Origin of the sequence: Nocardia rhizosphaerae, from assembly GCF_042650365.1 — a bacterium.
Classification (GTDB): domain Bacteria; phylum Actinomycetota; class Actinomycetes; order Mycobacteriales; family Mycobacteriaceae; genus Nocardia; species Nocardia rhizosphaerae.
The window spans coordinates 609,110-629,019 of sequence record NZ_JBHSBA010000015.1; the positions used below are offsets into that span (position 1 = coordinate 609,110).

Annotated in this window: 18 protein-coding genes; 10 read left to right on the forward strand and 8 right to left on the reverse strand. The window is 68.4% G+C overall.

Features of this window, described 5'->3' with window-relative positions; translation table 11 throughout:
- Positions 1–16: 16 nt before the first annotated feature.
- The 4 genes from ACFOW8_RS24990 to ACFOW8_RS25005 form a co-directional block, all read right to left on the reverse strand.
- The gene (locus ACFOW8_RS24990) at positions 17–274 is read right to left on the reverse strand and encodes a hypothetical protein (protein WP_378553915.1); all 258 of its coding nucleotides are present in this window, start codon (positions 272–274) and stop codon (positions 17–19) included.
- 346 nt (positions 275–620) lie between these two features.
- Positions 621–1,277, reverse strand: coding sequence for an NAD(P)H-binding protein (locus ACFOW8_RS24995; RefSeq protein ID WP_378553916.1), 657 nt, complete (start codon positions 1,275–1,277; stop codon positions 621–623).
- A gap of 28 nt (positions 1,278–1,305) precedes the next feature.
- Positions 1,306–1,794 (reverse strand): DUF2599 domain-containing protein, encoded by a 489-nt coding sequence (locus ACFOW8_RS25000; protein WP_378553918.1) that lies wholly within the window; start codon positions 1,792–1,794, stop codon positions 1,306–1,308.
- A gap of 83 nt (positions 1,795–1,877) precedes the next feature.
- The gene (locus tag ACFOW8_RS25005) at positions 1,878–2,123 is read right to left on the reverse strand and encodes a hypothetical protein (protein WP_378553919.1); all 246 of its coding nucleotides are present in this window, start codon (positions 2,121–2,123) and stop codon (positions 1,878–1,880) included.
- 269 nt (positions 2,124–2,392) lie between these two features.
- On the opposite strand from ACFOW8_RS25005, the gene ACFOW8_RS25010 reads away from it, so the two are divergent.
- Positions 2,393–3,571 (forward strand): lipase family protein, encoded by a 1,179-nt coding sequence (locus ACFOW8_RS25010; RefSeq protein ID WP_449289779.1) that lies wholly within the window; start codon positions 2,393–2,395, stop codon positions 3,569–3,571.
- 248 nt (positions 3,572–3,819) lie between these two features.
- Entirely contained in the window at positions 3,820–5,184 is a 1,365-nt protein-coding gene (locus tag ACFOW8_RS25015; protein WP_378553921.1) for a lipase family protein, read from the forward strand.
- Positions 5,185–5,195: 11 nt separating this feature from the next.
- Here the strand turns inward: ACFOW8_RS25015 and ACFOW8_RS25020 are convergent, their stop codons facing one another.
- The gene (locus tag ACFOW8_RS25020) at positions 5,196–6,365 is read right to left on the reverse strand and encodes a PucR family transcriptional regulator (RefSeq protein ID WP_378553922.1); all 1,170 of its coding nucleotides are present in this window, start codon (positions 6,363–6,365) and stop codon (positions 5,196–5,198) included.
- A gap of 266 nt (positions 6,366–6,631) precedes the next feature.
- Between ACFOW8_RS25020 and ACFOW8_RS25025 the strand changes: the two genes are divergently transcribed.
- Positions 6,632–7,108, forward strand: a complete 477-nt coding sequence (locus tag ACFOW8_RS25025; protein WP_378553924.1) for an HAD-IIIC family phosphatase — start codon at positions 6,632–6,634, stop codon at positions 7,106–7,108.
- Between the two features lie 105 nt (positions 7,109–7,213).
- Here ACFOW8_RS25025 and ACFOW8_RS25030 read toward each other — a convergent pair whose 3' ends face one another.
- Both ACFOW8_RS25030 and ACFOW8_RS25035 read right to left on the reverse strand, forming a co-directional pair.
- Positions 7,214–8,803, reverse strand: a complete 1,590-nt coding sequence (locus ACFOW8_RS25030; RefSeq protein ID WP_378553925.1) for a GMC family oxidoreductase — start codon at positions 8,801–8,803, stop codon at positions 7,214–7,216.
- A 153-nt stretch (positions 8,804–8,956) separates the two neighbouring features.
- The gene (locus ACFOW8_RS25035) at positions 8,957–10,438 is read right to left on the reverse strand and encodes an FAD-dependent oxidoreductase (protein WP_378553926.1); all 1,482 of its coding nucleotides are present in this window, start codon (positions 10,436–10,438) and stop codon (positions 8,957–8,959) included.
- A gap of 178 nt (positions 10,439–10,616) precedes the next feature.
- Here ACFOW8_RS25035 and ACFOW8_RS25040 point away from each other — a divergent pair, with 178 nt between their 5' ends.
- The 6 genes from ACFOW8_RS25040 (at position 10,617) to ACFOW8_RS25065 (ending at position 18,103) form a co-directional block, all read left to right on the forward strand.
- On the forward strand, positions 10,617–11,096 hold the full coding sequence (locus tag ACFOW8_RS25040) for a glutathione peroxidase (protein WP_378554671.1): 480 nt from the start codon (positions 10,617–10,619) through the stop codon (positions 11,094–11,096).
- A gap of 184 nt (positions 11,097–11,280) precedes the next feature.
- Complete coding sequence (locus tag ACFOW8_RS25045) at positions 11,281–12,111, forward strand: SAM-dependent methyltransferase (RefSeq protein WP_378553927.1); 831 nt, start codon at positions 11,281–11,283, stop codon at positions 12,109–12,111.
- 375 nt (positions 12,112–12,486) lie between these two features.
- The gene (locus ACFOW8_RS25050; protein ID WP_378553928.1) at positions 12,487–13,299 is read left to right on the forward strand and encodes an LppX_LprAFG lipoprotein; all 813 of its coding nucleotides are present in this window, start codon (positions 12,487–12,489) and stop codon (positions 13,297–13,299) included.
- Between the two features lie 254 nt (positions 13,300–13,553).
- Entirely contained in the window at positions 13,554–15,020 is a 1,467-nt protein-coding gene (locus ACFOW8_RS25055; RefSeq protein ID WP_378553930.1) for a fatty acid desaturase, read from the forward strand.
- A 54-nt stretch (positions 15,021–15,074) separates the two neighbouring features.
- Positions 15,075–16,244, forward strand: a complete 1,170-nt coding sequence (locus tag ACFOW8_RS25060; RefSeq protein ID WP_378553931.1) for a type III polyketide synthase — start codon at positions 15,075–15,077, stop codon at positions 16,242–16,244.
- An 11-nt stretch (positions 16,245–16,255) separates the two neighbouring features.
- Positions 16,256–18,103, forward strand: coding sequence for an ATP-binding cassette domain-containing protein (locus ACFOW8_RS25065; RefSeq protein ID WP_378553932.1), 1,848 nt, complete (start codon positions 16,256–16,258; stop codon positions 18,101–18,103).
- A gap of 47 nt (positions 18,104–18,150) precedes the next feature.
- On the opposite strand, the gene ACFOW8_RS25070 is transcribed toward ACFOW8_RS25065, so the two are convergent.
- Entirely contained in the window at positions 18,151–19,032 is an 882-nt protein-coding gene (locus tag ACFOW8_RS25070) for a glucosyl-3-phosphoglycerate synthase (RefSeq protein WP_378553933.1), read from the reverse strand.
- A 241-nt stretch (positions 19,033–19,273) separates the two neighbouring features.
- Here ACFOW8_RS25070 and ACFOW8_RS25075 point away from each other — a divergent pair, with 241 nt between their 5' ends.
- Entirely contained in the window at positions 19,274–19,828 is a 555-nt protein-coding gene (locus ACFOW8_RS25075; RefSeq protein ID WP_378553935.1) for a hypothetical protein, read from the forward strand.
- Positions 19,829–19,910: the final 82 nt, after the last annotated feature.

Here is a 19,910-nt window from a genome sequence, read left to right on the forward strand (position 1 = left end):
CACTTCCGCAGCGGTGTCAGTAGCGGATGCAGCCCGAGGCGATGCGCCAGAACGTGTCGGGAGTCAGTGTCTGCAGATCCCAATCGTCGGCCAATTCGTGCGCGGTGCTCACGATCCGGTCGATATCGAAATCATTCCGCGTCGCCGCGCCGGTGGATTCCACGGCGTCGATGACAAAGGCGACCGCTGTTTCCCTGGAATACCGTTCGGTGACCGGATGAGTGGTGGTCGCTGCGCGATCAGCGAGGCCGAACCGGCCATTGGTGTTGTTCATGTGAACGCCCCTGTGTGTAGACAGTGGCAAACCGAAGGCAAATGCCGCCTCAGGTGTGCCGCTCGCGGCCTCCCCTGACTTTCCCTGAATGGTGTTGCGGCCCTGAGTTTAGGACGGAGTCACTTTCAGATGCAAGCACATCTGCACGATCGATTCCGTCTCGATGCCGGGTCTTTCGTGGCTTCTGAGCGGCGAATCCGCCCCTGCGCCAGGGGGATCGCGGGGGAGTGCGGTGGGATAACGCCGTGACCGGCGGTTCGCCGGAAACGGGCGGCGGCGTCCGGGTGCGGCCGTGTCGCCGGAAAGGAGCTACGGAGCGAATTGCCTTGCCATAGTTAATTTTCGGCTATCGAATCGCCGTGACTGCGGCTGAAATCGGGTCGGCACCCGAGACCAGCTCCAGAGTGCGCCGAAATGTGTTGTCCGCGACCAAGATCGAGGCGATGGTCGCGGCGACGTCGGCGCGGGGGACCGGGCCGCGAGGAATCGGCGGCGGCCCGAGCGTGACCAGACCGTTGCCCGGCGCGTCGGTGAGAATGCCGGGGCGCAGGATGGTCCAGTCGAGCGGGCGGGCCCGCAGATCCGCTTCGGCGCGGGTCTTGGCGTCGAGATAGGCGGCCCACACGTCGTCGGTGCCCGTCGCGGGTGGGCTGCCCGCGCCCATCGTGGAGATCTGGACGAAGCGTCGGACGCCGGTCCGCTCGGCGGCGTCGGCCAGCTGGACCGAGCCGTTGAGATCGACGGCGTACTTGCGGGCGGCCCCGCTGCCCGGCCCCGCGCCTGCGGCGAACACCACCGCATCGGCACCGGCGACCTCGGCGGCCAGATCGGCCGGCGTGTCGCGTTCCATGTCGTAGATGACCGGAACGCCACCGGTGGCGGTGATGTCGGCGGCCTGGACGCGATCGCGGATGAGGGCGTGCACCCGGTCCCCGCGACGGGTCAGCGACTGAGCCAGCAACAGGGCGATCTTGCCGTGTCCACCGGCGACGACGATACGCATGCGGAGTGCTCCTTTCGGGCGGTGGCCCTCAGCGTTCCGGGCCGCCGGGATTGCAGTTCGCCGACACCGTCGCCTGGTAGCCGACGGCGGGCCGCCACGGCTCCAGGTTCCAGCTCGGTTTGTCCGGTGCCACCATCCTGGCCCACACCCAGTGGCAGACGAACTGGTCCCGCATCCCTGGCGCGTCGGCGCCGGGATCGAGGGCCAGGATTTCCTGCCAGGCGAGTTCGTCGGTGCCGGTGGCGGCGGTGCGCCTGCCCGCGACGGTGGGGATCACGAGCAGCCGTGGCCCGTCGACGGTCGTCGTCCAGCGCACGTGGTCGATCAGCGGCAGGCCCGCGTACGGATCGACGGTGGTGGTCGGCGGCGGGATGGTGACCGGTGGCTTGCTGGTCGGCCGTGCGGACGTGGTGGCGGGTGGGGTGGTGGCGGCTGTCTCGTCGCCGGGTGAGCCACAGGCGGTGACGACGGCCAGTGTGACCGTGGCGAGTGCCGCCGGGTAGGGCCACCGTGTCACGGAGATCCTCTCGACTCGGGCCGCGGCCGGGGACACGACCGCCCGGCCAGCCTAGTGCGGCGGGCCGGGCGGTGTCGGCGCGATCAGTGCCAGAGCGAGCGGCAGGGCAGTCTGCGCATGTCGGGGCCGACCTGTCCGTCGACGGTGACCATCAGGCCCGCGTGGACGGCGGCGGAGGTGAACTCCCAGGCCTCGGCGGGGGTCGCGGCGTATTCCAGGCACAGCGCATCCTGCGGGGTCGGGCCCTCGAAGTACACCGAGATCCGGCGGGTCGGTATCTCGGCCGGATCGGTGTGGGTGGTGGCGATGGTTTCGTCGAGGGGGATCATGGCGTGCTCCTTTCGCCCGGCACTGATAGCGCCTGCCTCCGACGGTAGGTCCACCGCCATCGAGGAGAACACGTTCTCGCCAGGCCTTGCCTTCGCTCACAAGCGCGTAGTGCCGAGGTTGTGAGCTGCGCCGATCTGCTTCGAAGGCGTTGTCAGCGCGCGAAGCTACCGGTCAGTATCGATATCGACGGCCGCGATACGGGAGGACGAGCCGGATGAATACGGTTGCCGCGACAGCACTGCAGACGGCGCGCCGAACGATGCTCACGATGCTCGCGGCACTGGTGCTTGTCGCCGTGTCCGCGGCCACCGGGCACACCACGCCGCGGTATCCGACGCCCGATCCCGATCCGTTCTACGCCCAGCCCGCCGACGTGGCCGAGTACGCGCCGGGAGATGTGCTCGCGGTGCGCCAGATGCCGCCGCTGCCGATGTTCCCCGGCACGAACGTCACCCTGGTGAAGTTCCGGTCCACGAACTCCACGGGCGAGCCGATCGCGGCGACGACGACCGTGCTGCAACCCGCCGACCATCGCCCCGACGCGCCTGTGCTGTCCTACCAGCACATCATCAACGGCCTCGGCGTGCAGTGCTCGGTCTCGAAGGTCCTCTACACCCAGGATCCGAACCTGATGGTGCGCGAGGCGATCGCCTGGAATGTGGCGTTGCGCCGGGGCTGGACCATGGTGCTGCCGGACCATCTCGGGCCGACCTTCGCCTATGGCGCGGCCAGATTGGGTGGCCTGATCACCCTGGACGGGATCCGGGCGGTCCGCCAGGTGGAGCGGTTGCGGATCGGGGGCAGCCGGGTGGCGATGGCCGGCTACTCCGGCGGCGGTATGGCGACGGCCTGGGCGGCGGCGCTGCAGCCCGGCTACGCGCCCGAGCTCGATCTCGCGGGCGCTGCCATGGGCGGCGTCCCGATGAATCTGGTCTCCATGCTGGAGGGCCTCGGTTTCGGCAGTCATCCGGTGTTCGGGTTGGCGCTGGCGGCGGGGATCGGTCTGGAACGCGAGTATCCGAAGCGTTTCCCGATCAGCGAGCAGATGAACGCGAAGGGCCTGGCCGCGCGTGACGCGATCGCCGATGCCTGCACCAACGACATCCTCGGCGCAGGCGCCGGGCGCGGCATCCTGGATTTCGCGGCGACGACCTCGCTGGTCGAGGACCCGCAGGCGCGCGGGGTGGTGGAGGAGAACAGCCTCGAGCTCTACCCGGATGCACCGGATATGCCGGTCTTCGAATGGCATTCGCCCACCGACGCCCTCATCCCGGTCGACGCCATCACCGCGACGACGCGGCGCTGGTGTGCGGCAGGTACGCCCGTGGTCACCGAATCGACCCCGACACCGGACCATCTGACCGCGGCCGTGCTCGGGCTCCCCTCGGCACTGCGCTGGCTCGACGCTCGCCTGCATGGGGAGGAACCGGCGCCGAGCAGCTGCTGAGCCCGATGCCGTCGGCCGGATCCGCTGTCCCGCCGCGGATCCGGACCGAACGGCGAATGATGTTGCGATCGTGCCGCATTGCGTTACGAGTCGGGCACGACGCCGGTGCCGCGCCCGGCTCGCGGCGTACCGTCAGGATCTGACGAGAGGCGCACTGGGGGAGGTTCGGCGGGATTCGAAGCACCGCATCGCCGCACGTCACCACGAATCCGACGTTGAAATGCTGCTCACCCGAAGGCGTGTGTGCTATGCGATCTGTGCGTGTGCTTGTCTGTTCGATACTGCTGCTCTGCTCGTTCGGCGTCGGTACGGCTGCGGCCGATCCGCCACCGGGAATTCCACTGCCGCCCCCAGGTTCACCGGGCTTCCTGCCCGAGCTGCAGCAGTGGATCGACCAGGTACTGCCCTCGCCGATCCAGCCTTCCGGCGACACCGTCGATCCTGAGGCCGAACTGGCGGCCCTGCGCGCCGCGGTGCTACCCGCCGACGTCGGCGACCCGATGTTCGACCACTGGCCCGCCGATCTGGCGGGTCGGTCGCAGGGGGAGATCCTCGCCGCGCGCGACGTACTGGCCACCGCGGCACCGCTGACCCTGGTGCCGCTGCGCTCGGCGACCCTGCTCAAGTTCCGCACCGACGACTCCCAGGGCAGACCGTCGTTCGCCACCGCGACGCTGCTCGTGCCCGCCGCCGACTGGACCGGACCCGGCGACCGCCCGGTCCTGGTGAACAACCTGCCGATCGATGCGCTCGGCCGCGAATGCACCCCCGGCTACACCCTCGCGCACGGGCTCGGCCTGAAATCCAGTTCCACCGAGTTCATTCCGCCCACCACCCAGCTGGCGGCGCTGCGCGGCTACGCGGTCCTGGTCCCCGATCACGAGGGCCCGCTGATGGCCTACGCCGAGCCCTATGTCGCGGGCCACGCGGTGCTCGACGCGATCCGGGCCACCAGGGCACACGACCCAGCGGCCTTCGGCGCCAGCCGATTCGCGATGACCGGCTACTCCGGCGGTGCCATCGCCACGCACGGCGCGGCCAAGCTGCTCGGCTCCTACGCGCCGGAGCTGGCCGAGGTGGTCGTCGGCGCGGCGCTGGGCGGGGTCCCCGCCGACTTCGAGATCCTCTCCCGCAGCATGAACGCCAATCTCGCCTCGGGGATCTTCATGGCGGCGACCTTCGCGATCGGCCGCGAACGCCCGGAGATCCTCGCGGCGATGAACAATCTCGCGCGCTGGGTTGCGACCTCGGTGATGAAGGACCAGTGCGTGAGTGTTTTCGCGATTCCCGGCGTGCTGCACCTGCCGATCGATATCGGGGCGAACATCCCCGACCCGTTGCGTTCGGATCTGGCCGCGCGCATCTACGAGATCACCAGGATGGCGGGACTGCGCTCGGCGACGCCGCTCTACATCTACAACGGTGAACAGGAGTTCTGGATCCCGGCCGCCGGTGCCCGCAAGCTGTACGACGAGCAGTGCTCGCTCGGGGCGAACGCGGTGTACCGCAGTGTGTTCGGCGAGCACATCGTCGGCGCGGTGACCGGCTATCCGGAGGCCATGCTGTGGCTCGACGACCGCCTGCAGGGCATCGCGGCGCACAGCGAGTGCTGACGCCCGCGCCCTCAGCCCGCGCGATACGTGCGGGCGACCAGCGCCGAGCGCAGGTACCACAGCCCGGACGGCTGGGTCGGGTCGAAGCCGGTGAGCTGCCCGATTCGTTTGAGCCGGTAGTCGACTGTGTTGGTGTGCACGTGCAGCACCCGCGCGGTGCGCTGCCGATTGAGATTGTTGGCGATGTGGCGCTGCAGCGTCTCGAGCAGTTCCGGGTACTGGTCGAGCGGGTCGAGCAGCGAGCCGAGGAACTCCCGGCCGGGGCCGGGCCGGGTCAGCTGGTATTCCAGGGCCAGCTCGTCGAAGCGGTACAGCCCGGAGGTGACATCGAGGCGCTGCACCATGTCGAGCAGTTCGTGGGCCTGGTCGGCGGCATCGGGGATGCCGATGGTCGAGCTCTCGACCAGTGCCGCGGTGATCCCGACCTGCGCCGCCTGGGACAGCTGGGCGACAAGCGCGGCCAGCCCGTCGCGGTCGAAGGTGTCGGCGGGGATGAGCACGGTGCCCCCGTCGACACTGAGCAGCGACAACGCCGATTCGCCGCAGCGTTTGGCCAGTTCGGCTTGGACCCGGCGCAGCTTGCGGCGGGCGACGACCTTCGCGTCCAGCGCAGGGTTCGCCTCCTCGCGGTGCGGCGGGATCGCCAGCGCCAGCACGGCGTAGCAGTCGGCGATCGCGATGCCGCACTCGCGGGCCATCGTGGAGGTACTGTGCCCGCCGAGCAGGGCCGAGGTGAGGGTGTGCACCGCCGTGTGGTGCTCGCTGACGACGCCGCGCAGCTCACGCACATAGGCCAGCGACACCTGGGCGGTGATGGTGTCGAGCATTTCCATCACCATCTTCACGCCGTCGACGAGGTTGTCGTAGTCCTTCACCGAGGCGTTGGACACCACCAGGTCCAGCCCCATCTTGAAACCCTCGGCGATGGAGTGGTGGATGGTGTCGATCGGGACACCTTCCCTGGCCCAGCCGCTGGCCGCGTCCTGCAGGCGTTGCAGTTTGTTCGGGATGTCGCGGCCGTCGAGCATGCTCACCGCGAACTCGAGGCAGATCCGGGTGATGGTGGTGACGTCACCGGAGATGGCGTCGCCGGGCAGGGTGCCGCAGGGCGCGACATTGGCGACGAAATGCCCGACCATCTGCCGCGACAGCGTCCGGACATCCTTCAACGGCGACGACATCGGCTGACCTGAGATCGTCAGCGACGGCCTTGGCCGGTTATCGACCGACATCTGTGTCTTCCCTTCGCCTGATTTCGGCTCTCTCCCCCCGCTGTACAGCTGTTTCACCCTAGCCGGGCGGTGCTGATACCGGAATGGAATGTCGGGTTATGGGCCGCTGACGTACGCCCCTACCGCCGGGTTGGTGACCGGTCACAAGTCTGGTCCCACGCTATGAGTGGTTGTAGAGTTCTCCGCGCCGGAACGAACCGATAGGGGCACCACGAATGCGACCTGCCGTCCGTTGTCTGGTCTGGGAACTGGACGAAACCCTGTGGGACGGAGTGGTCCACGACTCGACCAGCACCGTATTGCGCCCGCAGGCGGCGCGAACGCTGACCAAGCTCAGCGAACGCGGTGTGCTGCACGCCGTGGCCGCGCGCGGCGACCGGTCGCGCACCCTGCGCACGCTCTACCGGCACGGGCTCTACGAGATGTTCTCCGCCGTCGAGGTGGGGTGGGGCCGCAAGTCAGCCGCGATCGTGCGGATCGCCGACACCCTCGGACTCGGCTTGGACGCGCTGGCGTTCCTCGACGCCGAACCGGTCGAACGCGCCGAGGTGTCGCGGGCCCTGCCGATGGTGCGCTGCTACGCGGCCCGCAACGTCGATGTCCTGCCGCTGCTCCCGGACTTCCGCCACGACCTGCGGTCGGACCGGTTGCCGACGCCGCCGCTCGGTTTCGCGCGCGTCCCCGCGCACTGACGACACCGGATGCGTGTACGCAGTCGATGCCCCTTTGCATCGACTGCATGATTGCCTGCTGTGCCGGTGCGGTGGCGCGCCCAGCCGACGCGCCACCGCACCCACTCACGACCCGGCGAGGATGAAGTCCGCGGCCTGCTCGCCGATCAGGACGGCAGGCGCGTTCGTGTGGCCGCGGATGATCAGCGGCATCACCGACGCGTCCGCGACCCGCAGACCGTCGACGCCGCGGACCTTCAGGTCCGGGGTGACCACGCTGGCGGCGTCGGTGCCCATCCGGCAGGTGCCGACCGGGTGATACAGGGTGTGCGAGAAGCGCTCGATGCTCAGCGCCATCGCCGCTTCGAGGTCGGCGGGGGCCTGCGGCGGATAGATCAGCGGACCGAGCGCGCGCTGGAGCGCCGGCTGTTCGCGCAGGGCCGCGCACACCCGCAGCCCCGCCGTGAGGGCGGCGCGGTCGGCGCCGTCGGCATCGGAGAGATAGCGCGGATCGATCACCGGCTTGGCCGCCGGATCGGCCGAGGCCAGGCCGATCCGGCCCCGGCTGCGCGGGCGAAGCAGGATCGCGCCGAGTACCACACCGTGCTCGGTCGGCTCGACCAGTCCCTCGTGGTAGAACGGGGCGGGCGCGTAGATGAGCTCGATATCGGGATGCTCGAGCGAGGGCTCGCTGCGCACGAAGCCGTAGGCCTCACCGACATTGGAGGTGAGCATGCCGCGATGCCGGATCAGGTAGTTCAGCAGTTCGAGCGGCTTCTCGGCCGCGAACAGCGAGTCCGAGTCGACGCCGTAGCCCAGCGCGGCGATCAGGTGATCCTGCAGGTTGGCGCCCACCTCGGGGGAGTGGGCGACGACGTCGATGCCGTGCTCGGCCAGCTCCTGCTGGTCACCGATACCCGACAGCTGTAGCAGCTGCGGGCTGTTCACCGCGCCACCGCACAGCACGACCTCGCGCTTCGCCGTGACGGTGTGGGTCTGGCCGTCGTGCCGGTATTCGATCCCGGTGGCCCTGGTGCCGTCGAACAGCACCCGGGTGGCCAGCGCCTCGGCGTGCACGGTCAGGTTGGCGCGTTTCATGGCCGGGCGCAGATAGGCGTCGGCGGTACTCCAGCGGCGGCCGTCGCGCTGGGTCACCATGGTCTGCGAGAAGCCGCCGGGCGCCGGCCGGTTCGGTGACTCCAAGTCGTAGCCCGCCTGCCGCGCGGCCTCGAGGAACGCGTGGGTCGAGGCGCGCGGGCTGCGCTGGCGCTGCACATGCAGCGGCCCGTGCGTGCCCTCGTCGGGGAACTGGGCGTCCTGCACCTTCTCGATCTTGCGGAACTGCTCGACCGCCGCCGCGAAGTTCCACCGCTCGCCCGCGAGCAGCCCCCACTCCTCGTAGTCGGCCCGGAATCCGCGCACCCACATCATCGCGTTCATCGACGACGAGCCACCGAAGGTCTTGCCGCGCGGCCAGTAGATCTGCCGGTCGCCGAGCTGCGGCTGCGGCTCGGTGAGGTAGTCCCAGTCCCGCTCGGTGCGGAACAGCTTGGAGAACGCCGCCGGGATATGGGCGTACTGGTCGTCGTCGGCCGGGCCTGCCTCCACCAGGACCACCGACGTGCCGGGGTCGGCGCTGAGCCGGTTCGCGAGCACCGCCCCCGCCGACCCGGAGCCGACGATCACGTAATCCGCGGACGTCCCACCTGCTTGCACTGTCCCACTCCGATCCCTGCACTGCGTCTGTCACGGTCAACCGCACGCACCGTCGCACGGTGTGAAACACCAGTGCGCACAGCCGGACTCGTCATCCGGTGGCGTGCTGCATGCAGCGTAGGCGACAGCGGCACTGCGGTGGGTGGCCTGTGGCTAGTCCGTGGCCGCGGCCTTGCCCGCGCGCCTGCCGTAGAAGCTGCCGTCACCGAGCGAGGCGCCGCTGACATAGCCGTACGCGCACAGTCCCGAGGTGCAGCGCCCGGCCGCGTACAGGCCCGCGATCGGCTCACCGCTCACGTGCAGGACCCGGGAATCGAGGTCGGTGCGTAGTCCGCCGAGGGTGAATCCGGCGGTACAGCCGCGCAGGTCGTAGCCGGCCAGCGGCGGGGTCAGCGGGCGCAGCCACTCCGCCTTCTTGCCGAGCAACGGGTCAGCGCCCTGCTCGGCGTTCCGGTTGTAGACGTCGACGGTGGTCTGCAAGGTCTGCTCCGGCAGTCCCATCTCGGCCTCGAGCTCGGCCACGCTCTCGGCGACCCATTTGGGCGGGAACCGGAAGAACGGCGTCGCGGTCTCGGTGGCCAGCGCCTCCTCCAGCGCGGCCTCATCGATGACCAGGAAGGCCTGATTGTCGTTCTGCAGCAGGGTGGCCTGGCCGATCCGGCCGGGATAGGTGTCCTCGGTGACATAGCGCTGCCCGCGCCCGTTGACCAGGATGCCGCGCGCCATCATCTGGGGATCACCGAAGACGGCGACCTCACTGGCGTCCATGTGCGCCAGCTCGGCGCCGAGCGCCTGCGCCAGCCGGATGCCGATGCCGTCGTGCTCCTCGATCGCCGCACCCGGCCGACCGCTCAGGCGCGGGGTGTAGCGGTCGATCATCTCGGGGTCGTAGGCGAAACTGCCGGTCGCGAGGACCACCCCGCGTGCCGCCCTGATGTGGACCGGCTTGCCGTATCTGGTGGCGAGGATGCCTACCACGCGGTCGGTGTCGTCGACGATCAGCCGCCGGATCCTGGTGTCGTATTCGACGTCGACGCCCAGTTCGGAGACGGTGTCGGCCAGCGGCTTCATCAGCATGTAGCCGCCGCCGCGCTCGCCGGTCTTCTTGTCCGCCAGCGCGGGCACGTGCCCGCGCGGTGCCGGCGTCGCGATATCGAGGAACGGCGCCGCGTTCTCCCCGCCGGAGTACATCAGGCCCTCGTCGTGTGGCGGTTCCCAGCCCGGCTCGCCCCAGAACGTCTCCTTGAACGGCACGCCGCAGTCGACGAGCCAGTCGTAGTGCTCGACGCTGCCCGCGCAGTAGTCCTCGATCTTGGCCGTGTCGACCCCGGGGCCGAGGGCGGCGGTGAGGAATGCGGCCATGTTCTCCGGGGTGTCGTCGAAGCCGAGCGCCCGCTGTAGCGGAGTGCCGCCACCCAGGTAGACGAACCCGCCCGCCAGGGACGCGGCGCCACCCCAGCCGCCGGTCCGCTCGACGATGAGCACCCGTGCGCCCGCGCGCGCGGCCTCGATCGCGGCGCACACCCCCGCGATCCCGTACCCGGCCACCACCACGTCGGCCTCGAGATCCCAGTGGGCCACCTGGCTCGCGCGCAGCGGTCGGACGGTATCGATCCGGTGGGGTTGTTCGGTCACGGTGCCTCCGGTGCCTCGGGTGTGTGTACCGAAATGGTGCCGTCTGTCCGGCGACAAAACAAGAACGTGTTACAGAATCTCCCGTCCAGCGGGACGCGTGCGTGCCGGTCTCGTTCCGGTACGGTGGCGGTCGAACCGACCCGGAACGAGAGCTGGTGGTGTTGTGGTGAGTACGAACATTCGGGACACGGCGGTGCGGACCCTGCACGGGGCCGAGACGACGCTGGGCGAGCTGGCGGGCGAGAAAGCGGTGCTGCTGGTCAACGTGGCCTCCAAATGCGGGCTGACCCCGCAGTACACCGGACTGGTCGAGCTGCAGAAGACCTACGGCGAGCGCGGGTTCACCGTCATCGGGTTCCCGTGCAACCAGTTCATGGGCCAGGAACCCGGCACCGCCGCCGAGATCGAAGAGTTCTGCGCGGTCACCTACGGCGTCGACTTCCCGCTGCTGGCCAAGGCCGACGTCAACGGCGAGGACCGGCACCCGCTCTACACCGAGCTGGTGCCGACCCCGGCCGCCGACGGCACCGCGGGCGACGTGCAGTGGAACTTCGAGAAGTTCCTCATCGGCCGCGACGGCACCGTCGCCGGCCGGTTCCGCCCGACGGTCACCCCGGACGCGGCCGAACTCGTCGCCGCCATCGAAGCCCAGCTCTGAGTCGGCTCGTACGCGCTGCCGCGCCTGCTCGCGGAACCCGGTAGCGGGCAGTTCGCGCGTCCGCCCGTGGTGTCCACGGACCGGCCGGCGCCACGCTGGTCGGAGCGGGATAGCCTCTGTGCCAACGGAACCGATGCTCTAGGCTGGCTTGCATACAGTCGGTCCGAAGCCCGGAGGCGCCCGAATGTCGCAATCCTCAGCCGCCTACCCCAGCTCAGCTCCGGTCGGGGTGGACACCACACGCGCGAGCATCGCGCGTGTCTACGATGCCGCGCTCAACGGCAAAGACAACTACGAGGTCGATCGCGAGGTCCTGGCGCAGGTCCGCACCGTCGCCCCGCAGGTCAACGACCTGGCCTGGGCGAACCGTGATTTCCTCATCCGCGCGTGCCGGTTCCTGGCCAAGTCGGGGATCGACCAGTTCCTCGACCTCGGTTCGGGCCTGCCCACCGCGGAGAACACCCACCAGGTGGTCCAGCGGGTGAACCCGCAGTCGCGCGTGGTCTACGTCGACAACGACCCGTCGGTGCTCGTGCACGGTCAAGCCCTGCTGGCCAGCAACAGCCGGACCAAGATCGCCGAGGCCGACATCTTCCGGCCGCTCGACGTACTCGGCAACGCGACGATACGCAACGACATCGATTTCAGCCGCCCGCTGGCGATGTTCCAGATCGGCACCCTGCACCACTACCTCGGCGACGATGCCGCCGCCCTGATGCAGACCTACATCGACGCACTACCGTCCGGGTCGTTCGTGGCCATCGCGCACTTCTTCGATCCGCAGATCCCGGAGTACAGCGAACTCGCCGCCAAGATGGAGGAGAAGTTCATCCACAGCCCGATGGGCAGTGGCCGCTTCCGCGCCAGGGACGAGATCCAGGCGATGTTCGGCGATCTGGAGATGGTCGAGCCGGGTCTGGTCCGCTGCGACGACTGGTGGCCCGACGGCCCGCATCTGACGCCGCTCAACGCCGTCCGCAACTGCATCGTCGGAGGTATCGGCCGCAAGCGCTGAACCACGTTGCCCACAGCCCCGGCGGCCGCGCGCAGCGGCGGTCGGGGCTGTTCGCGTTCCCGCCCTTGTCGCGGCTCGGCGGAGGACGGCCGTGCGAAGCGGGCGATGTCGCGACCGCGGGCGAGATCGGGAAAGCCCGCGGTCATCGACCCGTGCTATGACTCGGTAGACCGGGTGTGACCTGCGGTGACGGGCCGCCGTTCGGCCCGGCGGTGACCCCGAAAATTCCTGTGCGCACTCATAACTCGCGGACTCCGATCCTGATGTACTATCGCCGTCGGGGGAGCACGAGATGTCCGATCGTCTGCTTGGTTTGTCGCAGGCACCGGCAGCTACGGCTGCCTCACCACTGCCATACCCGACATCTCCAGGGGAATGAACTTGATCGAAACGACACCGCACCCCACCCCACGGAGCCGCTTCGCGCGTCGCTCCGGCATCACCGCGATCGTGGCCGCCGCGGCGCTGGCCGCGGCGCTGGTGACCGGCTGCTCCTCGGAGGAGACCACCACGGCGCCGCCGACCGGCGAACTGCCCGACGGCGCGCAGATCGTGAAGGAGTCGGCCAAGACCACGCAGACTCTGCGCACCGTCCACCTGAACATCGACGTCGAGAACCTGCCCGACCTGCCGGTCGACACGGTCTCGGCCGACGTCACCAACGAGACCCAGGGTTCGGGTGCCGCGATGGGTGAGGCCAAGGTCCGGCTCAAGCCGGAGGCCGACTTCACCGAGGCGAAGTTCCTCGTGGTCGACAAGGTGCTCTACACCCAGACCGGTGGCCGCTACGTGCCCGCCGGCGACGCCGAGAAGGTCTACGATCCGGGCGTCATCCTGGACAAGGACAAGGGCATCGCGAATGTGCTGGCCAATGTCCAGAACCCGAAGACCGAGGCCCGCGAGGTCATCGACGGCATCAACACCGTCAAGATCACCGGCACCATCGACGGCGCCGTGATCGACCCGATCGTGCCGCGCGTCGGCGAGAACGCGGGCTCCATGCCGATCACCCTGTGGATCCAGGACACCGCACCGCCGGAGACCGATTCGACCAAGCCCTCGGACGCACCGTCCACCGGCGAGGGGCCGAATCTCGTTCGCGCCGTGGTGAAGAAGGACCAGGGCGAGGTCACGGTCGGCCTGTCCAACTGGGCCGAGCCGGTCACCATCGTCAAGCCCGCCGGCTGATCCGAGCCGACGGGTCCGGATCGTTACGCACCGGTCCGGGGACAGCGGATCCTGGCACGCAGTGCCGTCCGCGGCCCCGGGCCGGTGTGTCGTGTGGGTGTCGCCCGTGGGGACCGAAATCTCCGTAGCGGGCGGTATGCCGCCGATAAGAGAATGTTCAGCGAGATGCAAGGCGCCACAAGGACTATACGTGTCGGGACGCTGGTCGGCAGGGCAGCACGCATCGAACGCCGATCGACACAGAGGAAGAACGCATGACGATCGATGATCGACCTGATGAAGCGGAGCGTGAGCTCCCGCCACCGCCGGGCCCTGGGGGTCGGCCTCCCGTCAACAACGTGTGGGTCTTCAACGGCAAAGCCTACGACCTGAGCGACTGGATCTCCAAGCATCCCGGCGGTGAATTCTTCATCGGCCGGACGAAGAACCGCGATATCACCTCGATTATCGGTTCCTACCACCGGAATCCGGAAAAAATCGCGCGCATGATCGAGCGTTACAGCCTCGATCGCGCCGCCACTCCCGAGGATATCCACCCGAAGAACAACGCGCCCGACTTCCTGTTCAGGGAAGGCTTCAACAGCTGGGACGACACCCCGAAGTATCAGTTCGACGACAAGAACGACCTGCTGCACCGGATCAAGGCCAGGATCTCCGAACCCGAGCTGGCCGCCCGGCTGAAACGGATGGACCGGATCTTCGACATCGTCGTCGCGTTCCTGATCTTCGCCTACTTCGCCGTGCAGGGCCTGCGCCTGTGGGACACCAGCTGGATGCCGTTGCCGGTCTTCGTGATCGCGATGGTGCTGCTGCGCAGCTCGCTGGTCGGCTTCGGCCACTACGCGATCCACCGAGCGCAAAAGGGGCTCAACAAATACGCGGTGAACGCGTTCGACATGAACTATGTCGCACTGTCTTTCGTCACCGCCGACGGCCACGCCCTGCTGCACCACCCGCACACCCAGAGTGAAGTCGACATCAAGAAGAACGTCTTCACGATGATGATGCAGGTCCCGCGCCTGTACCGGGTGCCGGTGCACACGGTCCACAAGTTCGGCCACCTGCTCACCGGCATGATCATCCGGTTGCTCGACGTCTGCCGGCTCACCCGCAAGGTGGGCATCAAGGACATGTACGGCACCTGGCGCGGCGCGCTGCCGCATTTCATCGGCTCGTTCGGGATCAGGTTTCTGCTCGTCGCCGAATTCGTCGTCTTCACCGTCGCGGGCGATTTCCTCGCCTGGGCACTGCAATTCGTGATCACGCTGTGGATCAGCACCTTCATGGTGGTGGCCAGCCACGACTTCGAGGTGCCGACCGAGGAACTCGAGACCGACACCGACGACTGGGCGGTCAACCAGCTCGAACAGGCCTACGACCTGACCGTGGTCGGCAACAAGTACGTCGACTGCTTCCTGTCCGCGGGCCTGAGCTCGCACCGGGTACACCACGTGCTGCCGTTCCAGCGCAGCGGTTTCGCCAATATCGCCACCGAGGACGTGGTGCGCGAGGAATCGGCGAAGTTCGGCGTCGAATGGCTGCCCGCGAAGAGCTTCTTCGGTGATCGTTTCCCCAAGCTGTGCCGGACCTACCTGCTCGCGCCCTCGCGCGAGGCCGAGGAGAACCGGTGGGGTCTCGTGCGCGAACACTGCGCGCCAACAGCGTTGAAGACCTGCCTGACCTACACCGTGCAGGGCTTCACCGGCATCGGGACCGTCTGATCTCGCCGACTCCGCTGCCGCTCTCTTTGCGAAGTATCGAAAGGAATTGTGCCCGTGTCTATTTCCCTTGACCTGCTCCGAACGGCTGATGTCGAGCGCGGGCACGCTCCACTACCGCCCGCGCCGCCGACCACCGTCGCGGTGATCGAAGCGGTCGCGACCGGATCGCCCGAACTGGTCGTCGAGCAAGCCGTGAACGCGGGACGGGTCGCCGAGTTGTTCACCGATCCCCTGCAGCGGCAGCGCATTCCGCGGATCTACGCCAAGACCCGGATCGACACCAGGCACCTGGCGGTCGACCCGCTCGCGCCGGAGTTCCTCGAGTTCAGCCGCCGCCCCGGCACGATCAGGGAGCGGATGAACCTGTTCTTCGAGCACGCCGCGCCGCTGGCGGTCGATGTCGCCCGGCGCGCGGTGGCGGGCCTGGCCGACCCGGCCGCGGAGATCGGGCAGCTGATCTTCGTGACCAGCACCGGCTTCATCGCACCCGGCGTCGATGTCGCGGTCGTCAAGCAACTGGGACTGTCACCGACGGTCGGCCGGATGGTCGTCAACTTCATGGGCTGTGCCGCGGCGATGAACGGCGTGCGCGCCGCCACCGACTACGTGCGGGCCAATCCGGACAAGAAGGCGATGGTGCTGTGCATCGAATTGAGTTCGGTGAACGCCGTTTTCGACGACGATGTGAACGACGTGATCACCCACAGCCTCTTCGGTGACGGTTGCGGCGCCGTGGTGATCGGTGCCAACCAGGTGCAGCAGCCGCTGGCGCCGGGCAGCGTGGTGATCCGCGACAGCTTCAGCCACCTGTTCGACGACGCCGAGGACGGCATCGTGCTCGGCGTACAGGACGCGGGCATCACCTGCGAGCTGGCCGCGAGCCTGCCCGACTACATCTATCGCGGTGTCGACCCGGTGGTGACCGAGGTGCTGGCGCGCAACGGCCTCGGCAAGAGCGATATCGAGCTGTGGGCGATCCACCCCGGTGGTCCCCGCATCATCGAGGAGTCGGCCCGTTCGCTCGGCATCGACGCCGAGCTCGCCGCGCCGAGCTGGGACGTGCTCGCCGAGCACGGCAACATGCTGAGTGTGTCGCTGATCTTCGTGCTGGAGCGGATGATCCGCGACGCGCGGTCGGCGGCGCCGATCTCCACCGGGGTGGCGTTCTCCTTCGCGCCCGGTGTCACCCTCGAGGGCATCGTGTTCGATGTCATCCGCAGCTGAGAGCGCAGACCATGCAACTGCTTCGTTTTCTCGCCGCGCTGTCGCCGGGCCGGATCGCCGCCGTGGTGGCGGCGGGCCTGATCTGCGGCGTGGCCAACACCTATCTGGTGACCCTGATCAACGCGGCGGTGTCGCCGAAACCGCCACCCGACCAGCTGCTCGGCCGGTTCGCGCTGACCGTGCTGGTGATCGTGGTCAGTGGTGTCGCCTCGCAGGTGCTGCTCATCCGGTTGTCGCAGGACGCGATCTACCGGCTGCGCAGTGACCTGAGCTCCGGCATCGTCTCGGCGCCGCTGGAACACCTCGAACGGCTCGGTATGCATCGCCTGATGGCGACGCTCACCGAGGACGTGCGCGCGCTGTCGCAGGCGGTGACCGCCATCCCGTCGATCTGTGTCGACCTGGCGACCATCATCGGCTGTTTCGTGTTCCTATTCCTGGTGTCGGGCCCGATCTTCGCGGTGACGGTGGCGGGCACGCTCCTCGGCATCGCCTGTGTGGAGATGGTGCTCAAACGGGTGCGCGGCATCTACCGTGAGGCCAGGGAGAACGAGGACGCGCTGCTGCGGTCGTTCCAGGCCGTCACCCTCGGCATCAAGGAACTCAAGCTGCATCGCGGCCGTCGCCGGGATTTCATGGATCGGCATCTGCTCGGCTCGGCGAGCGTGCTGCGCGACCAGAACACCGACGCGGGCTCGAAGTTCTCCTACGCGCAAGGATTCGGGCAGGCCTTGCAACTGGCGACCATGGCGCTGATCCTGTTCGTGATCGCGGCGGCGCTGAACGTCCCCCGCGACACCATGGTCGGGTACGTGCTGGTCACCACCTTCCTGGCGATGCCGATGCAGAACTTCATGCACCGCATCCCCGATCTGCTGCGCGGCGACGTGGCGCTGGCCAAGATCCGGGCGATGAACCTGTCGATGGCCACCCTGCACGACGAGGAGCAGCTGCCCTACACCGAGCGGCCTGCCGTGGGGCCGGGCAAACTCGAGCTGAGCGACGTCAGCTACGTGTACCGGTCGGAGGCGCCGTCGCCGGTGCCGCCACCGCCCGGCACGCACCCGGGTGGACCGCCGCCCGAGCACGGTGCCGCGCCGCCGCGTCCGGGCAGGCCACCGCACGAGGGCAACGGCACCCATCCGCATCCCGCGCATCCCGGCGCTCACCCCGGCGGGTCGCAGCCGGATGTGAACGGGAAGAACTGGATCGACCACGGCGGCACCGATGTGCGTCCGCTGGCTCCACCGCCCGGTGCAGGCGAGCACGGCGATTCCGGCTTCCGGCTCGGCCCGATCGATCTGGTGTTCGAACCGGGGCAGATCACTTTCATCGTCGGTGGCAACGGCAGCGGGAAGTCGACGCTGGCCAAGCTGATCACCGGGTTGTATGTGCCGCGTTCGGGGTCGTTGTCGCTCAACGGGGAGAGGATCGACCACGACAACATCGAATGGTTCCGGCAGAATTCGTCGGCGGTGTTCACCGATTTCCATCTGTTCGAGGACTATCTCGGGTTCGACCGGCCCGGGATCGACGGTGAGGTGCAGCGCTATCTCGAGGAGTTGCAGATCGCGCACAAGGTGACCGTGTGCGACGGCCGCCTCTCGACCGTGGATCTGTCGCAGGGACAGCGGAAACGGCTGGCGCTGCTCACCGCCCTGCTCGAGGACCGGCAGATCTACGTGTTCGACGAGTGGGCCGCCGATCAGGAGCCGCGCTTCCGCGAGGTGTTCTACCGGGAGATCCTCACCGAGCTGAAGCGGCGCGGTAAGACGGTCATCGTGATCACCCACGACGACCGGTATTTCGACTGTGCCGATCAGCTGGTGAAGCTCGACTTCGGGCTCGTCGCGGCCTGATCCGAGGCGCCGGTTCGGTCTCGGCGACCGGGCCGGCGCGCGGCGGGTCAGGCGCTGGCGCGCTGGGTTGTGAGGAACTCCGACATGGGTGGCCGGTCGGCGAGGCTCACCTCGGAGGGCGTTCGCCGCCAGCCGTTGTCACTGGGCCGGTACTGCACGAGCCCGATCCCGGAGTCGCGGATGCCGAGCCGGTCGAGCAGGGTCGCCACCACCTGCCTGCTCAGTACCGCGAGCTCATGGGTCGACCGGTTGCGGTGCACCCTGGTGCCCAGGTCGACCTGGGCGATCGCCGAGAGGCCGTGCCGCTGCCAGCAGTCGATGAGGATCCCGATCTCCGCACCGTGCCCACCCGCGATCGAGATTCCGGTGAGAAACGCTCGGGTGGCGGCGTATTCACCGCCGAGCGGCTGCACGATCTCGCTCAGCGCGGGCGCCAGCGCGGTGAGTAGCGGCCGCGCCACCAGTTGCGTCACCCGGCCGCCACCGTCGGCGTCGACCCCGGCACCACTGGCGAGCGGCCGCCGGTAGAACCCCTTCACCAGCGTCGGCGCCTGTTCGTCCAGCAGCGGCGCGAGCAGCGTCGGCACGAACAGCGGATCCGGCGTAACCAGATCACCGTCGAGGAACACGATCAGGTCCCCGGTGCACACCGCCAGCGACCGCCACACCGCCTCACCCTTGCCCGGCCGGGTCGACAACCCTGGCACCGCCTCCTCGAAGGTATAGACCGCCGCCCCCGCCGCCCTGGCCCGCGCGAGCGTCCGATCATCCGACCCCGCGTCCAGCACCACCACTTCGTCGACCAACCCACCCAGCCACACCCGCGCCGCGGCGACCACCCCGGCGACGGTGTCCTCGTCGTCGAGCGCGGGCACCACCACCGAGACCCGGCGACCCAGCTTGCGGTCGATCAGCTCACCGATGTCCATGCCGAACAGTGAACGACACCACCCGCCCACCCGCCACGAACTTCAGTGATTCTGTGATCGAGGCCAACCGGTGCGGTGCCCGGCTGGCGGGATCTACAGCGGTTCGGGGGTGCTCGGGGACCGCCCGCTGGCTGATACAATCGGCGGTACGATCGGGTGTTCCCGCTTCCAGACCCACCGGCATGGCCGGTCGAAGTTGGTTGCGGATCTACACCTCAAACCGATCGAGACAACCGGAAGGTTGGCGAACATCTACCATCAGGGACTCAGGCCGCCGCTGGAGTATCCGGCCGCCGCGAATCCGATCGCAGTCCTGGCAGGCACGGTTGGTGTCGTCGCCACCATCCTCGCCGTCGTCACGATCGCGCTGGAGGACGGTTTTCCGGTTCCCCTCGTCTATGGTGCGCTCGCTAGCGGTGTCGTGGTGTCGGTGGTCAGCGCTCGGCGGGTGCGTGGGCGTCACCCGGAGCTTGTCATCGACAGCGAAGGCATCATCGTGCGGCGCTACGATCGAATCCGTTGGCGGGAGATCGACATTGTGCGGATTCGCAGGGTGGAGGTTCGGGACCGGTTGGTGCAGAAGCTGCGGGCATGGCGGGGGCTGGAGATCGTCCTCGTCTCGCCGGAAGCTGTGTCGGCCCGTGCGCCGCGACGACTTCGGCTGCACGAGTTCCTGACAACCACTTACGGCTGGAGCTTCGTGAGCATCTCGGAGACACAGGTTCTGCCGCACACCGTCGAGGATGTCGCGCTCGCGATGAAGGACTACTTTCCCGCATTGCGCATCGAGTTCTAGGTGCGTATTCGTGGCCGGTGGCGCACGATGGTGGGTGCGCTTCGTCCACGGGTGGTTCGTCTCGACAGGGCGGGGGAGCCGG

Bases quoted from the DNA above. Each gene is read 5' to 3' on its own strand.
- ACFOW8_RS24990 (WP_378553915.1), bottom strand. From the start codon at position 274: ATGAACAACACCAATGGCCGGTTCGGCCTCGCTGATCGCGCAGCGACC.
- ACFOW8_RS24995 (WP_378553916.1), bottom strand. From the start codon at position 1,277: ATGCGTATCGTCGTCGCCGGTGGACACGGCAAGATCGCCCTGTTGCTG.
- ACFOW8_RS25005 (WP_378553919.1), bottom strand. From the start codon at position 2,123: ATGATCCCCCTCGACGAAACCATCGCCACCACCCACACCGATCCGGCC.
- ACFOW8_RS25010 (WP_449289779.1), top strand. From the start codon at position 2,393: ATGCTCGCGGCACTGGTGCTTGTCGCCGTGTCCGCGGCCACCGGGCAC.
- ACFOW8_RS25015 (WP_378553921.1), top strand. From the start codon at position 3,820: ATGCGATCTGTGCGTGTGCTTGTCTGTTCGATACTGCTGCTCTGCTCG.
- ACFOW8_RS25020 (WP_378553922.1), bottom strand. From the start codon at position 6,365: ATGTCGTCGCCGTTGAAGGATGTCCGGACGCTGTCGCGGCAGATGGTC.
- ACFOW8_RS25025 (WP_378553924.1), top strand. From the start codon at position 6,632: ATGCGACCTGCCGTCCGTTGTCTGGTCTGGGAACTGGACGAAACCCTG.
- ACFOW8_RS25045 (WP_378553927.1), top strand. From the start codon at position 11,281: ATGTCGCAATCCTCAGCCGCCTACCCCAGCTCAGCTCCGGTCGGGGTG.
- ACFOW8_RS25050 (WP_378553928.1), top strand. From the start codon at position 12,487: ATGAACTTGATCGAAACGACACCGCACCCCACCCCACGGAGCCGCTTC.
- ACFOW8_RS25055 (WP_378553930.1), top strand. From the start codon at position 13,554: ATGACGATCGATGATCGACCTGATGAAGCGGAGCGTGAGCTCCCGCCA.
- ACFOW8_RS25065 (WP_378553932.1), top strand. From the start codon at position 16,256: ATGCAACTGCTTCGTTTTCTCGCCGCGCTGTCGCCGGGCCGGATCGCC.
- ACFOW8_RS25070 (WP_378553933.1), bottom strand. From the start codon at position 19,032: ATGGACATCGGTGAGCTGATCGACCGCAAGCTGGGTCGCCGGGTCTCG.